This is a genomic window from Pseudomonas salmasensis, from assembly GCF_014268375.2.
In the GTDB taxonomy this organism is placed as follows: Bacteria; Pseudomonadota; Gammaproteobacteria; order Pseudomonadales; family Pseudomonadaceae; genus Aquipseudomonas; species Aquipseudomonas salmasensis.
The window spans coordinates 4,607,356-4,623,379 of sequence record NZ_CP077083.1 but is presented as its reverse complement, the minus strand read 5'-3'; the positions used below and the strand labels follow the sequence as shown (position 1 = coordinate 4,623,379).

The following is a 16,024-nucleotide window of genomic DNA, read 5'->3' as shown; positions in this document are numbered from 1 at the left end:
CGCGCTACTTAAGGTCACACAGATGGACATGCAATCCCGAATTCGCCAGCTTTTCCAGGCCAGCATCGACACCAAGCAACAGGCGATGGACGTACTTGCACCGCACATCGAGCAAGCCAGCCAGGTGATGGTCAATGCCTTGCTCAACGAAGGCAAAATGCTTTCGTGCGGCAATGGCGGTTCGGCTGGCGATGCCCAGCATTTTTCCTCCGAGCTGCTCAACCGCTTCGAACGTGAGCGCCCGAGCCTGCCGGCCATTGCCTTGACCACCGACTCGTCGACGATCACCTCGATTGCCAACGACTACAGCTACAACGAAATCTTCTCCAAGCAGATCCGCGCCCTCGGCCAACCCGGCGATGTGTTGCTGGCGATTTCCACCAGCGGCAATTCGGCCAATATTATTCAAGCGATCCAGGCCGCACATGATCGCGAAATGATTGTCGTAGCCTTGACCGGTCGCGACGGCGGCGGCATGGCGTCGCTGCTGCTGCCAGAGGACGTGGAGATTCGCGTCCCGGCCAATGTCACTGCACGTATCCAAGAAGTTCATCTGCTGGCGATCCACTGCCTGTGCGATCTGATCGACAGCCAACTGTTCGGGAGTGAAGAATGACCGTTAATCGCCTCAGTCTTTTGGCCATCACGCTGTGCGTCGCCATCAGCGGCTGCAGCTCGGCTATCACCGCTACACGGGACACCCCTATCCAGGACGACCGGGGCACGCGCACCTTCGGCAGCACCATTGATGATTCGCTGATCGAAACCAAGGTCAAGGTCAACGTCGCCAAGGCCGCTACCGACTTGGGCAACGGTGCCTCGCGCATCGTGGTGACCAGCTTCAACGGTGTGGTCCTGCTGGCAGGCCAAACGCCCCGCGCCGATCTCAAGGCCCAGGCCGAGCAAGCCGCCGCTGGCGTGCAACGCGTCAAGAAGGTCCACAACGAACTGCAGGTCATGGACCCGATCACCCTGCTGGCCATCAGCAACGATGCCCTGCTGACCACCAAGATCAAGGCTCAGATGCTGACCGACAGTGCTGTGCCAGGTTCGCGGATCAAGATCGTCACCGATAACGGCATCGTCTACATGATGGGCCTGCTGACCCAGGCCGAAGCCACCCGTGCAGCCAATTTGGTGCAGGGCGTGTCGGGCGTACAGAAGATTGTGAAGGTGTTCGAATACATCGACTGATGTAGATCGAGGCCACAAAAAAGGGCGCCGTGCATTGACTGCACGGCGCCCTTTTTAGTGCCCAGGGTTTACTGGTATTGCTGGTACGGGTTGCCCTGGAACTGGTTGTTCTGCTGTGGCGCCTGCTGCTGGCCAGGCTGGCCGTATTGCTGGCCAGGGATCGGGCCGAGGTTGACTTCGACACGACGGTTCTGGGCGCGGCCGTTCACATCGCCGTTGCTGGCAATCGGGTTATCCGGGCCGGCACCGCGTGCGCTCAGGTTGGCACCGTTGACGCCTTGGGAGGTCAGGTAGTTGGCCACGCTCTGCGCACGGCGCTGGGACAGGTCCATGTTCAGTTGGCGGCTACCGGTGCTGTCGGTGTAGCCAACGATCTGGATGGTGTTCTGGTTGAACTGCTTGAGGGAGTTGGCCAGGTTGTTCAGCGGCTGGTAGAAGCTGCTGGAGATCGCGTCCGAGTTGGTGGCGAAGGTAATGTTACCCGGCATGATCAGCTTGATCTGGTCACCCTGGCGCTGCACCTCAACCCCGGTATTGGCCATGCTTTCGCGCAATTTTTTCTCTTGCTGGTCGGCGTAGTAGCCATAACCTGCAGCACCGGCACCCGCAACGACTGCGCCAATCAGCGCGCCCTTGCCACGGTTGTCATGGTTGATGGCCGCACCGGCCAATGCGCCAGCCAGCGCACCGAGGCCGCCGTACTTGGCGGTTTTGCTCATGCCGCTTTCGGAACCATTGCTGGCCTGTCCCTGGCTGCCGTCATAAGGGTTAGGTGAGGCGCAGCCAGACAACAGGGCTACGGCGGTAGCGACAACAAGCAGACGACGCGGAGTGAACATGAAGGAAGCTCCTACTTTTGCATTCTGTGATGCAGAGGACATTGGCAATGGACCTGTGCCGAGTTTGGAACGCGACAAACGGCAAAAATTCCGTGAAGGGGTGTGTAAAGCATAGCTGTCTTTGGCTCGGGCCTGTGTCTGTGTGTCTGTACCGGCTTGTATCAGAGCCGACAACCCATCACGCACGCACGAAAGGATTCTCCCGCATCTCATCGCCCAGCAACGTATCCGGCCCATGCCCAGTGACCACCGTCGCGCCTTCATCCAGCGTATACAAACGCTGCTTGATCGATCGCACGATCGTCGCCTGGTCGCCGCCCCATAAATCCGTACGCCCTACCCCACGACGAAACAAGGTATCGCCGGCGATCAACAGCTTGGCGTCGGCAAACCAGAAACTCATCGAGCCCGGTGTATGCCCAGGAGTATGCAAGGCTACGCCGCAGCCGCAGGCGAGTTCCTCGTCATGCTCCAGCCAGCGATCCGGAGACGGCACCGGGACGTAGGGCACGCGAAACATCTGGCATTGCATTTCCAGGTTGTCCCATAGAAATTGATCCTCTTTGTGCAGGTGCAGCGTGGCGCCAGTCTTTTCTTTCAATTGCCCGGAGGCCAGGAAATGATCGAGGTGAGCATGGGTGTGGATAATGCTCACCACCTTCAGGCCCAGTGCGTCAAGGCGCGCCAGGATCAACTCGTGATTGCCGCCGGGGTCGACTACGATGGCTTTTTTAGTGATCGGGTCGCCAATAATGGTGCAGTTGCACTGCAACGGCCCAACGGGGAAGGTTTCGCGAATCAACGGTTGTTTTTCAATAGTCATGGGTGTCCTGCAAGCTCTCTGGCGCGTTCCAAGTGCAGTATGGTGTAGCGAGCCCCTGCTCTGGAAGGAGTCGATTGCGCGGCCTATCCGCTGCTAAGCTACACAAGCGCCATTGAAATCCCCCGCTGCAGTCAGTCGCATTTGGAGCAACACCCATGGCGAATCAACAGATCATCTGCGAACACTGCGACTGCGTGTACGAGAAAGTCACGCTCGCCAAACATCAAAAAGCCCTGTGCGTACGTTGCTCGGGCGTGCTGCAGCGCTACAACGGCCTGTCGGTGCAGCAACGTCTGGCCCTGACGGTGACTGCCGCAGTGCTGTGGACCTTTGCCAACTTTTACCCGGTGATGAGCATCAGCCTGCAAGGCTTGAAAAACAGCGCGACCCTCTGGGACTCGGTGGTTGCGCTGAGCCTGGGGCCGATCACGTTCATTGCACTGGTGGCGGCGATTTCCATCATTATCGCGCCGGTGTTTCAACTGCTGTTGCTGATCTGGGTGCTGAGTTTCGCCTTGGCCGGCAGGCGCTCGCCGGCGTTCAAGCTGTGCATGCGCTGGCTCGAAGCCCTCCGGCCGTGGAGCATGCTGGAGGTGTGCCTGCTGGGCGCGATGGTTGCGGTGTTCAAGCTGGCCGGCATGCTGGACGTTATTCCTGGCACCGGCCTGTTCGCCTTGGCCGCCCTGAGCCTGTTGCTGATCCGCATTGCCGGGCGCGATGTGCGCGACCTGTGGGATACCCTATGAACTCACCGCCTACCGCCCGCGAGCTGAACCTGTGCCTGTGCCACACCTGCGGCCAGCCCTGCGACATGCGCCTTGAACCCACCGAGTGCGAGCGCTGTGGCGCCGCGCTGCATCGGCGCAAGGTGCAGTCCCTGACCCGAACCTGGGCCTACATGCTCACCGCCCTCGCCTTTTATGTCCCGGCCAACTTACTGCCGGTGATGAACACCACCATGCTCGGCTCGGGCGCAGACAGCACTATCATGAGTGGCGTGCTGGAGTTCTGGCAGCATGGCGCCTGGGACATTGCGCTGATCATTTTCATCGCCAGCATCGCCGTGCCGGGCATCAAGTTCTTGTCGCTGGGGCTGCTGCTGGTCACCGTGCAGCGCAATAGCCAATGGGCGCGCAAGGAACGCTCAAAGCTGTTTAGGTTTATCGAACTGATCGGCTATTGGTCGATGCTCGACGTCATCGTGGTCGCCCTGGTGGCCGCGCTGGTGAAGTTTCAAGCCCTGGGCACGATAGAACCGCGCCTGGGCATTCTGTTTTTTGGCTTGGTGGTGGTCTTTACGATGCTCGCGGCCATGAGTTTTGATCCCCGGCTAATCTGGGAAAATCCACATAACGAGGAGACCTCGGATGAGCTCATCCAAGGCTGATACCCCTGCGGGGCAACCTGTGATCAAGACACGTCGCTTCAGTGTCTCGCTGGTCTGGATCGTGCCGATTGTCGCCGTGCTGGTGGGGATCTCGCTGGTGATTCACAGCGTCATGCAACAAGGCCCGACCATCGTCCTCAACTTCAAGACCGGCAGCGGGCTGGTTGCCAACAAAACCGAGGTCAAATACCGCAACGTGGTGATCGGCCAGGTAACCGCCGTGGCCCTGAGCGATGACCAGAAAAGCGTCAACGCCACCGTCGAGCTGGTCAAACAGGCCGAAAGCTTCACCCGCGAAGACTCGAAATTCTGGGTGGTGCGCCCGCGCATTGGCGCGGGCGGCGTGTCGGGCATCGACACGTTATTGTCCGGCGACTACATCGGCGCCGACATCGGCCAGTCCGAGACCCGCGCCAAACACTTCACCGGCTTGGAAAACCCACCGCCCATCACTTACGGCGAGCCGGGCAAGCGCTTCACGCTGCACACCCAGGCCCTGGGCTCCCTGGACATCGGCTCCCCGGTCTATTACCGCAAGATCCCGGTAGGCCAGGTGGTGGCCTATGAGCTGGACAACGAGGGCAAGGGCGTGAATGTCGAAATCTTCGTGCATGCGCCCAATGACGTGTACATCACTGAAAACACGCGGTTCTGGAACGCCAGCGGCGTCGACTTGAGCGTTGGCGCCAATGGCTTCGCGCTGAAAACCGAATCCTTGTCGTCCATGTTGATGGGCGGGATCGCCTTCCAGGCGCCGCCCTACAACCCCAATGACAAACCGGCTGAAGAAAGTCGCAGCTTTGAGTTGTTCGAAGACCAGCAAAGCGCCCTCGCCCCACCCAATGGCCGGGGGCAATACATGGTCCTGCGCTTCGATCAGGCCCTGCGCGGGCTGAAAGTCGACGCACCGGTGGAGTTCCTTGGCGTGGAGTTCGGCAGGGTTGTATCGATCAACCTGGATTTCGATGCGAAAAAGCGCACCTTCCCGGTCAATGTCGGCATCGTGATCTACCCGCAACTGCTAGGCGAGGCCCACACCAAGCTACTCAAGGCCATGAACAATAACCCTGACGATGAGGCAGCCGGCGTACGCCTGATCGGCACCTTCATCGAAAACGGCCTGCGCGCCCAGGCCCGCAGCGGCAACTTGCTGACCGGCCAGCTGTACATCGCCCTGGACTTCTACCCCAAGGCCGAGAAAGTCGCGTTCGACCCGAACCAGCGCCCGGTGGGCATCCCCACGATCCCGGGCAACCTGGAACAACTGCAAGAGAAGTTCGAAGGCATCGTCAACAAGATCAGCCAACTGCCTGTCGAGCGCATTGCCGGCAACCTCGACGCCAGCCTGGTCGAACTGCGCAAGGGCCTGGCGCAATTCAACGCCAAGACGCTGCCGGGTGTGCAGACGACCTTGGCCGACGTGAGCAAGACCCTGCAATCGGCCAGTTCAACCCTGGCCGAAGACTCGCCGCAGCGTGAACAACTGACCCAGACCCTCGACGAGTTGGGGCGCATGTCGCGCTCCCTGCGCGAGCTTTCGGATTACCTGGGCCGGCATCCGGAGTCGCTGATTCGCGGCCGCCCCGATAACGCCGCACCGACGGACCTGCAAGGGCCACCCCGCAAATGACCATTGGAGCCGCCATGACATTGCCGTTGAAGATCACGTTGCTGAGCGCCCTGCTGCTGCTCGGTGCCTGTCGCAGTGAACCCATCGCCTTTCACACCCTGACCCCGGCGCACTTGAGCCCGAGTACGCGAGCAGAGGCCGGTGGTGTACGCATTGAGAGCATCAGCGTGCCGCCTCAGGTCGACCGTGCGCAAATAGTGATTCGCCAGGGCGACAGCGGCCTGGCGATTCTTGAAACCCAGTGGTGGGCCGCCACCCTCGCCGATGAGCTGAGGAGCGCGTTGGTGGATCAATTGGCCAACAGCAATGCCCGGCAAGCCGTGGCTTTGCGCGTAGACGTGCAGCGTTTTGACTCGGTACCCGGGCAGTACGCGCTGCTCGATGTGCGCTGGCGCCTGAGGCAAGTCAATGGCGACCGCCCAGCGTTGACCTGCCGCACCACCTTGCAATCACCCGCCGGGCCGAGCATCGACGAGTTGGTGGTGGCGCATCAGAACAACCTCAAGCGTTTCGCGGCGCTGATCAATCAGACCGTCGACACCTCACTCAAAGGCTGCCCGGCCACGCCATAAACCCTGGGCTCAGGCCAGCAAGCCCATGGCCTTGGCCCGCGCGACTGCCTGGGTACGACGCTCCACGCCGAGCTTGCTGTTGATATGGCTGGCGTGGGTCTTCACCGTGTGCAGGGAGATGAACAGCTGGTTGCTGATTTCCTGGTTTGAACAGCCTTGGGCAATCAGCTGCAGCACCGCCAACTCTCGGGTGCTGAGGGTTTCCTGTTGAGGTGAGGCTTCCACTGCGCTGGCTTGGGGCAGCAACGCCAGCAAGCTCTGGTTGAGCAGCCCATGGGAGTCTTTGCCCAACTGCTCGCGCATCCACTGCGGGTAACCCTCCAACAAGCGTTGAAACGGCTGCAACGCGCCGCCCGAGCCGGCTTGCAGGGCACGGGCCAATATCGGCCTGGCCTTGGCTTCCTGGCCATGCTCCAGAAGCAACTGCACCTGCTGGACCAGCGCCATCAGGGCAATCATCTGGCGCCCACTGTCATGGGCCTGTTGGGCCAACGCTTCCAGGCGTTGCAGCGCGCTGTCGGGTTGATGGCGAGTGGCATCGAGCGCGGCTTGTTGCAGCTCGATATGTTGCGGCAGGTGCGGGTGAAACTCGGGGGCGGCCGCGGCGTGCTCGCCGTTGTAGGTCTGCCCCAGGCGGGCCAGCCAGGCGTCGGCCAGGTCAGTGCGTCCTTGGGCCAGCCACAGCTCGCATTTGATCAGGGTGATCATCGCCAGGTAATAGATCGGCGGTACATCCCAGATGTGCATCAAGCGCTCGGCCTCGGCCAGTTCGGCAAAGGCATTGGCAAACTCCCCGCGCCGCCCTTCGAAGCTGGCGATGACACAGTGCCCGATCAGCACACTGATATCGCGGCAGGCGCGAGCCTCGGCCAGGCCGGCGCGCAAACGCGCAAGGCCGGCTTCGGGCTGGTAACGCACCAACAGCAGGTAACCTTCGTACAGCGACAACCGTGCGCGCACGGCATACAGGCGCTGGGGGGCCAGCCCATGCAGGCGCTCCAGGCCTTGGCGAACTTCATCCAAAGACCGCAGGATCTCACCCCGCGACTGCAACACCCGGGCCCGGTCGTAATGGGCCAAGGCTTCAAACAAGGGGTTACCGACGCGCTGCGCCAGTTCCAGAGATTCGCGGTTCAGGCCACGGGCGCGCCACAGGTCGGCATCGGCGATTGCCAGGTTGGACAGGGTCGAGAGGCATACCAGGCGCTGGCCGTAACGTTTTTGCGGCAGGCTTTCCAACGCCTCTTGGCAATAGCGCTGGGTCAGCTCACGGTCTCCGCGCCCACGGGCAATGATCCCGCTCAACGCCAACCACTGAGCGAGCATGGATTTTTGCGCGGTGGCCGATGGCGCCGGCAGGAAGCGGCTAAGGTAACTGGACAGTTCCTGCGCCGCATCCAGTTGGCATGCGAGCCCCAGCGCCCAGCTGTACAGCACGATCAAACGCGGCGTGCTGATCAGCAGGCTGTCGGGCAGGTCCATCTTCCAGCGCAGCAGCATGCCGATGTTCTGCTCTGCCAGCAGTTGCTCTTCGGACAGGTTCTGCACCAGGTTCGCCGCCACATTCAGGTGCCCGGCCCGCAGCGCCTGCTCCACCGCCTCGTCGATCAAGCCCTGGGCGTTAAACCAGCGACAAGCGCGCAAGTGCAAGCTGGCCGGCGGCAAGGTGGCGCTTTTCTCGCGGCGAGTGCGCAGCAGGTCGGAGAACAAATGGTGATAGCGGTACCAGTGCCCTTGCTCATCCAACGGCACCAGGAACACTTGATGAGCCTGCAAATAGCGCAGGATTTCTGCGCTGTCATGGGCCTCGCGGACGGCGTCGCATAGCTCGCTGCAAAAGCGCTCCTGCGGTGCGGTGTCGTACAGGAACGCTTGCACTTCTGCGGGAAGGCAGTCGATGACCTCTTCGAGCAGGTAATCGCGAATCAGCCCTTCGCCACCGTGCAGGCTTTGGGGCAAGGCACCCTCACTGCCGGCTTCGGAGGCCGCCAACAGCCAGAAGCGCAAGCCGGCGACCCAGCCCTCGCTACGGCGGATCAGGTTTTCCAACGCCTCACCGCGCAACGCATTGCTGTGCCCATCCAGCACCGCCAAGGCCTCGTCGTGGGTCAAGCGCAGGTCTTGCTCATGCAACTCCAGCAGGTGCCGCGACAGGCGCAGGCGTGCCAGGTGCCAGTCCGGGCGCTGCCGACTGGTGACCAGCACCACCAGGCCATAGGGCAAATGATTGAGGAAAAATTGCAGGCAGCGATCCAGCACCGGGCCCTGGGCCAGGTGATAGTCATCCAGCACCAGCAATAACGGCGAGCGCGCAGACAGGTGCACGGCCAACTCGTCGAGCAGGCCATCGAGCCATTCTTCAAAGGCAAAGGGTTGGTGACGCTGGCGCATTTTCAGCAAGCCCATGGATTGGGCGCCGAGTTGCGGGAAATACTGTTGCAAGCCGTCGAGCAGCCGCTCCAGGAAACGGCCGGGGTCGCTGTCCCGTGGGCTCAGGCCCAACCACAGGCTTTGCCACTGGGCCGGCAAGCCCTGGCAGAACTCCACCGCCAACGAACTCTTGCCAAACCCTGCGGGCGCGCTGACCAGCAACAGTCGCCCCTCAAGGCCCGCATTCAGCCGTTCGCACAGGCGCGGGCGCAGCACGTAGCCGTCAGGCAGCGGGGGCCTGTAGAAACGGCCTTCCAGGGTCGGCATCACCACACTGGCAGGCCCATGGGTTCGGGACAGATCAGTCATCGCCGGGCTCTTGTAGAAGGCTGTTGTCGGCATTGCAGATGTCCGCAGACTAGCGGTAAAAGCGGCGCGATTGTAGACCTTTGCAACAAATGGCTGAAAAAGAACTGCGACAAGAAATATCTCTTCCAGACTCCTGGAAAGAAGTAGGAGCGAGCTTGCTCGCGAAGCACTCAAAAAAAATGCGCCCATCCAGGATGGGCGCGTTATCGTTGGCGGCCTTCGCGAGCAAGCTCGCTCCTACTGGTGATCATTAGCAGAGGTTAGCGAACACCGTCCTGGCGCAGGGCCGCTGGGGTGAAGTCGCTGGTGCTGGCGGTGAAGCCAAAGTCATAGGCCTGCTTCTCTTCGTTCTTCATGCCCAGTGCCAGGTAACGGCCGGACTGCAGGTCGTAGAGGGTTTCCAGGGCGTACCACGGCACTTGCTTGTCGTAGTAGTTCTCGGCATGGGCTTCGGCGACACGCCACAGTTGGCCACGACCGTCGTAGTGGTCGATCACCGCGGCTTGCCAAGTGTCTTCGTCGATGTAGAAGTCACGCTTGGCGTAGATGTGGCGCTGGCCTTCCTTCAAGGTGGCGACCACATGCCAGACCCGGCGCAGCTCGTAGCGAGCCAGGTCCTGGTTGATGTGGCCAGCCTTGATGATGTCGGCGTACTTGAGCTTGGGATCGTCGACCTTGTAGCTGTTGGAGGCGATGTAGATTTCTTTCTTGCCTTCCAGCTTCCAGTCGTAGCGGTCTGGCGCACCGTTGTACATGTCGAGGTTGTCGGAGGTGCGCAGGCCATCGGCGGCAGTACCCGGGCCGTCATAGGACACTTGCGGCGCCCGACGCACGCGGCGCTGCCCGGCGTTGTAGACCCAGGCCGAACGCGGCTCTTTGACCTGGTCCAGGGTTTCGTGCACCAGCAGTACACCACCGGCCAGGCGCGCTGGCGCAGTCACTTGCTGCTTGAAGTAGAACAGCACGTTGCCTGGGTTTTTCGGATCGAAGTCCTTCATCTTGTCGCGGAACACGAACTGGTCGCGGAAATACACCAGGCTGTAGGAACCGTTGGTTTGCGGGGTGGCCTGGGTGACCAGGCGGGTGACGCTGCCGCCGCGATAACGGGTGATGTGGTTCCAGATCACTTCAACGCCGCTCTTGGGAATCGGGAACGGGACGGCGGTTTCGAAGTTTTCCAGGCCGTTGCCACCGGACACCAGGTTGGTGGTGGTGGCGTTTTTCTTGATCGAGGCAAACACCTCAGCCGGCACGGTAGCGCCGCGATGGGTCGGGTACACCGGCATCTTGAAGCTGTCCGGGTAACGCTTGAACATCGCGTATTGCCCGGGGGCCAGCTTGTCTTTGTACTGCTCGACGTTTTGCGCGGTGATGGTGAACTGCGGTTGCTCACTGGCGTACGGGTTGGCCAGGAACCCCTTGGCATCCACGGCGCCGGCATTGGTGGGTAATGGCGACCATTTTGGAATGGTGCCGGCCGCGTTACCGGCCATCTCGGCGCCCATCGGGGTCAGGGTGGTGCCGAGCTTGGCGGCTTCATCTGCCGAGACTGCCGCCATGACGTTACTCGCCAGGATCGACAGCCCAAGCACACCCACGTGCAACAGACTTTTTGTTATTTTCATGCTCTGGTCTTCCTGAATACATGCCACTTGAAAAGAGTGTGCTTAGAAGTTGGCGCCGAAGCTCAAGGCGACAAAGTCGCGGTCATCCACGGTGCTGAACTTGCCACCAAAGAAGTTGGTGTACGCCAGGCTCGCGGTGTAGGTGTTCTGGTATTCGGCGTCCAGGCCCAGGCTGACCGCCTTGCGACCTTCTTCAAAGTTGCCGCCAGGGCCTGGCGAGTAACCTTTGACGTCATGGGACCAGGCCACGTTGGGCTTGAGGTTCACGCCAGCGAACACGTCCGGGTATTCCCAGATGGCACGGGCGCGGTAGCCCCAGGATGTTGCGGTGGTGTAGCCGTCGTTATTGCAGTTGGTGTTCAGGCCGGCAGCGTTGGGCAAGCCGGCGCCGTTGGCGGTGGAGTTGTTGAGGGCGTTGCAGAACCCACCTGGCAGCGTGCCTGGGCCGAACACCGGGTCGCGGCCGTAACGAGCCTGGGATTTGCTTTCCAGGCCACCCACGTGGGTCACGCCGATTTCACCGACGGTGGTGAGGCGGCTGGCGCCCATGACCTGGTCGAAGAAGTGCGTGAAAGTGGTCTGGAACTGGGTGACTTCCTTGCGGTTGTAGCCGTGCAGGTCCTGGCCCGGCGAGCCCTTGAGCACGGACGCATTGCCAAAGCCCGGGATCGGCGTGACACCGGCGAACAGAATGTCAGTGGTGCTCAACTGCACCGGCGCATTCGGACGGTAGCTCAACTCACCGCTCCAGGCGGTGCCGGTAGGCAAGGTGGTGGAGAAGCTCAGGCCGTAGAGGCGGATATCTTCCGGGTACTCGACGAAGTAATTCGAGCTGCCCGCCACGATCAACGGCCGCAAGGCTCCCAGTGGCCCCAGCGGACGCGTGTAGGCCGCCGATGGCGCGCCCTGCGCACTGAAGATCGGCGCACGGCTGTGGTAGTTCATGAAGTAGGCGCCGAACTCCGTATCCAGCGGTTCGAAGTTGTAGCGCATGGCCACGCCGAACTGGCCGCTGTCGCGTGCGTCACGGTCCGGCCCACGGCGCACGAGAACACCTTCGCTGTTGACGTCCACACCCAAGGCACCCAGGGTCGGCAGGGCGGCAGCAGGAATGGTGGAACGCTTGTTCAGTACGCGCAGGTTATTGCTGCAACCATCGGAGATCACGTCCGGCTGCGAGAAGAACGTGCCGCAGTTATCGGTCACGGTCTGGTCCCATTCCAGCTGGTAAAACGCCTCGGCCGACAGGTTGTCGGTGAGCGACTGGGACACGTAGAACATGTTCACCGGGATCAAGCCTTCCTTGATCTCGGCCCCCGGACGACGAAACGCCGACACGTCGATCGGGTTGATGGAGTTGATGCCGCCACCGATGAAGGTACTTTCGCCCCAGCTCACCACCTGCTTACCAAAACGCACGGAACCCGGCGCATCGGCAATCGAGTAGTTGTGGTAGACGAAGGCGTCGAGAATCTGCCCGCCCGAAGACTTGGCGCCTTCCTTGCGGTTGTTGTCGCTGATGTCCTTGAACGGACGGCTTTCGTCCTTGAGTTCGAAGTCGTACCAGTACTTGCCCCGCACAAACACACCGGTGTCGCCGTACTTCAGTTCCAGGTCGTGGATGCCCTTGAAGATCTTCGAGAACGTCTCGCCGCGCTTGAAGTTCAGGTGGCCGTCATCGGAGGTCTGGGACAGGCCCGTGCCGCCGTTGTTGGCACCGATCAGGTCACGATTGGGTTTGGCTGTGGACCAGCTCGCCCCCACGGAAAGCGACGAGTCAAAGCTCCCTTCGATTTCACCAATGTTGAAACTGACGCCGAATGCCGGCCCGGCGAGCGTAGAAGCGAGGCTGACGGCCAAGGGCAGTCTTGCCCGGCGCCAGAACTGGTTTACTGAGGTCATCGACGCTACTCCATGTGCATATTTTATTGTTATGGCAGTGAGCCCTTTCTTCAGATGTAACGGCCGGGATACAACGATTCCAATGCCGCATCGCCACCGAGCCTCCATGGCTCGAAGCGCAACATCCGCGAAAAACTCTGAAAGGGACTATAGCCAGAGGGGGGTAGTGCTTGATCCCTCTAAAGTGTGATTTGCATCACCAACCTGTCTGCCACGACCCTTTCGCCACGCCGACGAAGGTCGACGCGGGAAGGATGGCTGAAATTCGGCAAATCACAAGTAAAGGCTTGATATAGAGCATTGCCGCGCCCGAACGGGCGCGGCGAGAGGGTTTAGAGCGTGGACAGGAACGTGCTGTTGTTGGCCTGCCACTCGATGATGTCGACACGGATACGTTTCTTGTCGAGCTTGCCGACACTGGTCTTGGGAATTTCAGTAACAACGGCGATCTGGCTCGGGATCGCCCACTTGCTCAAATGCCCCAGCTCGACAAAAGGCTTGAGGTGCTCCTTGAGCTCCCGCGCATCGATCACATGCCCTTCACGCACCACCAACAACGCGAAGGGACGCTCGCCCCATTGCGGATCGGCAATGCCCACCACCGCCACTTCCCGTACCGCCGGATGACGGCTGACCAGGTCTTCCAGAGCCAGGGAAGAGATCCATTCGCCGCCGGTCTTGATCACATCCTTGATGCGGTCGCGGATATCAATCACGCCGAAGGCATCCAGCGTGGCCACATCACCGGTGTGCAACCAGCCACCGGCCCAGAGTTCGGCGCCCTTTTGCGGCTCTTTGTAGTAACCCTCGGTGAGCCACGGCGCGCGCAGCACCAGTTCGCCCTGGGTTTCGCCATCGGCGGGCAGGAAATGACCGTCTGTGTCCATGATTGCCGCCTCAACCAACGGCCCCGGCACACCGGCCTTGATGCGGTAGGTGGTGCGCTCATCTTCGCTGCCAGCCATCAGCTCATCATTGAGGTGAGCGCAAGACACCAGCGGCCCGGTCTCGGACATGCCATACGCGGCGGTCAGTTGAATGCCCCGGGCTTTGGCGGCTTCGTACAGCGAGCGGTTGAGGGCGCTGCCGCCGATGACGATTTTCCAACCGCCGAAATCCACGTTCTGCGCAGCCTTGGCGTTAAGCACCATTTGCAGGATGGTCGGCACACAGTGGGAGAACGTCACCTTCTCCTTGCGCCACAGCTCCACCAGGTATTCCGGGTCGTAGCGGCCGGGGTACACCTGCTTGAGCCCGAGCATGGTCGCCACATACGGCAAGCCCCAGGCGTGTACGTGGAACATCGGCGTGATCGGCATGTACACGTCGTTGGTGCCCAGCAGCCGCACGCTGTCGACGCTGCCCATGATGGTCGCCACGCCAATGGTGTGCAGCACCAGTTGCCGGTGGGTGAAGTACACACCCTTGGGGTTGCCGGTGGTGCCGGTGGTGTAGAAGGTGGTGGCGACCGAGTTTTCGTCAAAATCCTCGAAGTCATAGCTGGGGCTGGCGGCGGCCAGGAGGGTTTCGTACTCACCGACAAGATTGGGTAGCTCGGCGGTGTGGGTGTCACCATCGGTAATCAACAAGGTCTTGTCGACAGTAGTGAGCTGCCCGGCAATCGCCTGGTAGAGCCCCACGAACTCACTGTTGACCAGCACAAAGCGGTCTTCGGCGTGGTTCATGGTGTACAGAATCTGTTCCGGCGACAGCCGCACGTTAATGGTGTGAATCACCGCGCCAATCATCGGGATGGCGAACATGCACTCCAGGTAACGGTGGCTGTCCCAGTCCATCACCGCCACCGTGTCACCGGCCTTGACCCCGGCTTCGGTCAGCACATTGGCCAGGCGCGCGACGCGCTCGATCAGCGTGGGGTAGCTGTAGCGCAGCTTGTCGCGGTAGATAATTTCCCGGGTCTTCTCGTAGCGAGTCCCGGACATCAACAGGCGCTTGATCAACAGCGGATACTGGTACGCACCTTCGGCGGGCGGGATAACACGGGTCTGCAACATAAGAATCCCTTTAATGACTGCACGGTCTTGGCTTGAAGACCTGCACTGTAGAGCGCTTATGTTTCAGCCAAATCAGCCAAAGGAATGATTTGCAGGGGCCAGCAAATGCTAGCGTTGCGCCATTATCCGGACGTCATTGCGCTCCAGCGATCGACGGTAACCACGATGCGAAGCGAGTAGCTCTTGCTCTGCTTTTGATCTGCTTTTGATCTTGATCTCAAGCGCCCCGTCAAACCACGCTGGCCGGAATTCGACAGGGATTTGGGGGGTAAACCGGCAGGGATGCCGGTTTAGCCGCCCCGCGCCATGGATGGCGCGTGGCGGCGGCCCCCCAAATCACTGGCGGATTTCGGGCACACCGAGCCCAAGCGAGGTGCCGAGTGGTGGGGCAAGAGCCCTTTGGTTACTTTGGGGCTTTTCCAAAGTGACCCGCCGTTGGGGCGGAACCCTAAGTGGCCGTTACCGTGGGAATGGATATGTACACAGTCCAACTGTGTTGATTATCAGGCCGCCTTCGCGAGCAAGCCCGCTCCCACAGTTGGATCGTGGGGCGTCAGGTAGGTAGGTGTCGGCTGTCAGGCCGACATCGCAGGCAAGCCCACATTTTGTCCCTGCCCGCTTGAGTGAACGCGCTTATTTCATGCTGGTAAAGGCCAACTTCACCCCAATGGCAATCAACACCGCGCCCATGGTCCGATCAAACCAATGCCCCATCTTTGCAAACCCGGCCCGAACGCGTTGCTGGCTGAACAGCATGGCCACCAGGCAAAACCACAACGCCGTCGCCATCGCCAGGTACACCCCATAACCGGCCTGCACCGCCAGCGGCGTGTGCGGGTTGATCACCACGGTAAACAACGACAGGAAAAACAGCGTGGCCTTGGGGTTCAAGCCATTGGTCACAAAGCCCGCAGTAAACGCGCCACGCGGGGTGCGCTCACCCGCTTCACGGTGCAACTCGCCCTCGGCCGCAGGCTTGGCCGGCTGGGCACGCAGGGCCTTGAAGCCGATGTACAAAAGGTATGCCGCTGCCGCCCATTTCAACGCATTGAACAGCACAATGGACTGGGACACGATCAAGCCGATACCCAGCAACGAGTACCCCACATGCAGGAAAATCGCCGAACCGACGCCCAGTGCCGTCCATGTGCCGGCGCGGCGGCCATGGGTCACACTCTCACGCACCACCACGGCAAAATCCGGGCCGGGGCTGGCCACCGCCAACAAGTGAATCAAGGCTACGGTCAAAAACTCGGCGACGTACATGCTCACTCCATTAAGTAACTGATTATTTCATC

13 protein-coding genes are annotated in these 16,024 nt (G+C 60.9%); 6 read left to right on the top strand and 7 right to left on the bottom strand.

Going from position 1 to position 16,024, the window contains the following annotated elements; translation table 11 throughout:
- Positions 1-22 precede the first annotated feature (22 nt).
- Both HU731_RS20740 and HU731_RS20735 read left to right on the top strand, forming a co-directional pair.
- Positions 23-616, top strand: coding sequence for a phosphoheptose isomerase (locus HU731_RS20740; protein WP_007904374.1), 594 nt, complete (start codon positions 23-25; stop codon positions 614-616).
- Positions 613-1,194, top strand: a complete 582-nt coding sequence (locus tag HU731_RS20735) for a BON domain-containing protein (RefSeq protein WP_003188655.1) — start codon at positions 613-615, stop codon at positions 1,192-1,194. The genes HU731_RS20740 and HU731_RS20735 overlap by 4 nt, the downstream gene beginning before the upstream one ends.
- Positions 1,195-1,262: 68 nt before the next feature.
- Here the strand turns inward: HU731_RS20735 and HU731_RS20730 are convergent, their stop codons facing one another.
- On the bottom strand, positions 1,263-2,033 hold the full coding sequence (locus tag HU731_RS20730) for a YiaD family glycine zipper/OmpA-like lipoprotein (RefSeq protein ID WP_186607365.1): 771 nt from the start codon (positions 2,031-2,033) through the stop codon (positions 1,263-1,265).
- 178 nt (positions 2,034-2,211) lie between these two features.
- Positions 2,212-2,856 (bottom strand): MBL fold metallo-hydrolase, encoded by a 645-nt coding sequence (locus HU731_RS20725; RefSeq protein WP_003188651.1) that lies wholly within the window; start codon positions 2,854-2,856, stop codon positions 2,212-2,214.
- Between the two features lie 155 nt (positions 2,857-3,011).
- On the opposite strand from HU731_RS20725, the gene HU731_RS20720 reads away from it, so the two are divergent.
- From HU731_RS20720 to HU731_RS20705, 4 genes are read left to right on the top strand one after another with little or no spacing between them, the layout of a single operon-like run.
- Positions 3,012-3,602, top strand: coding sequence for a paraquat-inducible protein A (locus HU731_RS20720; protein ID WP_186607364.1), 591 nt, complete (start codon positions 3,012-3,014; stop codon positions 3,600-3,602).
- On the top strand, positions 3,599-4,243 hold the full coding sequence (locus tag HU731_RS20715) for a paraquat-inducible protein A (RefSeq protein WP_032893526.1): 645 nt from the start codon (positions 3,599-3,601) through the stop codon (positions 4,241-4,243). The genes HU731_RS20720 and HU731_RS20715 overlap by 4 nt, the downstream gene beginning before the upstream one ends.
- Positions 4,224-5,873, top strand: a complete 1,650-nt coding sequence (locus HU731_RS20710) for a PqiB family protein (protein ID WP_073524099.1) — start codon at positions 4,224-4,226, stop codon at positions 5,871-5,873. Before HU731_RS20715 ends, HU731_RS20710 begins: the two co-directional genes overlap by 20 nt.
- 14 nt (positions 5,874-5,887) lie before the next feature.
- Complete coding sequence (locus tag HU731_RS20705) at positions 5,888-6,445, top strand: PqiC family protein (protein WP_186607363.1); 558 nt, start codon at positions 5,888-5,890, stop codon at positions 6,443-6,445.
- Between the two features lie 9 nt (positions 6,446-6,454).
- Here HU731_RS20705 and HU731_RS20700 read toward each other — a convergent pair whose 3' ends face one another.
- From HU731_RS20700 to HU731_RS20680, 5 genes are all read right to left on the bottom strand, one after another.
- Positions 6,455-9,184 (bottom strand): winged helix-turn-helix domain-containing protein, encoded by a 2,730-nt coding sequence (locus HU731_RS20700; protein WP_186607362.1) that lies wholly within the window; start codon positions 9,182-9,184, stop codon positions 6,455-6,457.
- Positions 9,185-9,444: 260 nt separating this feature from the next.
- Complete coding sequence (locus tag HU731_RS20695; RefSeq protein WP_186607361.1) at positions 9,445-10,809, bottom strand: DUF1329 domain-containing protein; 1,365 nt, start codon at positions 10,807-10,809, stop codon at positions 9,445-9,447.
- A 42-nt stretch (positions 10,810-10,851) separates the two neighbouring features.
- Positions 10,852-12,711: a DUF1302 domain-containing protein gene (locus HU731_RS20690; RefSeq protein ID WP_186607360.1), complete on the bottom strand. Its 1,860-nt coding sequence runs from the start codon at positions 12,709-12,711 to the stop codon at positions 10,852-10,854.
- A gap of 332 nt (positions 12,712-13,043) precedes the next feature.
- Entirely contained in the window at positions 13,044-14,726 is a 1,683-nt protein-coding gene (locus HU731_RS20685) for a fatty acid--CoA ligase (RefSeq protein WP_186607359.1), read from the bottom strand.
- Between the two features lie 633 nt (positions 14,727-15,359).
- Positions 15,360-15,992, bottom strand: coding sequence for a LysE family translocator (locus HU731_RS20680; protein ID WP_186607358.1), 633 nt, complete (start codon positions 15,990-15,992; stop codon positions 15,360-15,362).
- Positions 15,993-16,024: the final 32 nt, after the last annotated feature.

Excerpts from the sequence above, each read along its gene's own strand:
- HU731_RS20715 (WP_032893526.1), top strand. The coding sequence starts at position 3,599 with ATGAACTCACCGCCTACCGCCCGCGAGCTGAACCTGTGCCTGTGCCAC.
- HU731_RS20700 (WP_186607362.1), bottom strand. The coding sequence starts at position 9,184 with ATGACTGATCTGTCCCGAACCCATGGGCCTGCCAGTGTGGTGATGCCG.
- HU731_RS20680 (WP_186607358.1), bottom strand. The coding sequence starts at position 15,992 with ATGTACGTCGCCGAGTTTTTGACCGTAGCCTTGATTCACTTGTTGGCG.
- HU731_RS20740 (WP_007904374.1), top strand. The coding sequence starts at position 23 with ATGGACATGCAATCCCGAATTCGCCAGCTTTTCCAGGCCAGCATCGAC.
- HU731_RS20690 (WP_186607360.1), bottom strand. The coding sequence starts at position 12,711 with ATGACCTCAGTAAACCAGTTCTGGCGCCGGGCAAGACTGCCCTTGGCC.
- HU731_RS20685 (WP_186607359.1), bottom strand. The coding sequence starts at position 14,726 with ATGTTGCAGACCCGTGTTATCCCGCCCGCCGAAGGTGCGTACCAGTAT.
- HU731_RS20695 (WP_186607361.1), bottom strand. The coding sequence starts at position 10,809 with ATGAAAATAACAAAAAGTCTGTTGCACGTGGGTGTGCTTGGGCTGTCG.
- HU731_RS20720 (WP_186607364.1), top strand. The coding sequence starts at position 3,012 with ATGGCGAATCAACAGATCATCTGCGAACACTGCGACTGCGTGTACGAG.
- HU731_RS20710 (WP_073524099.1), top strand. The coding sequence starts at position 4,224 with ATGAGCTCATCCAAGGCTGATACCCCTGCGGGGCAACCTGTGATCAAG.
- HU731_RS20725 (WP_003188651.1), bottom strand. The coding sequence starts at position 2,856 with ATGACTATTGAAAAACAACCGTTGATTCGCGAAACCTTCCCCGTTGGG.
- HU731_RS20735 (WP_003188655.1), top strand. The coding sequence starts at position 613 with ATGACCGTTAATCGCCTCAGTCTTTTGGCCATCACGCTGTGCGTCGCC.
- HU731_RS20705 (WP_186607363.1), top strand. The coding sequence starts at position 5,888 with ATGACATTGCCGTTGAAGATCACGTTGCTGAGCGCCCTGCTGCTGCTC.
- HU731_RS20730 (WP_186607365.1), bottom strand. The coding sequence starts at position 2,033 with ATGTTCACTCCGCGTCGTCTGCTTGTTGTCGCTACCGCCGTAGCCCTG.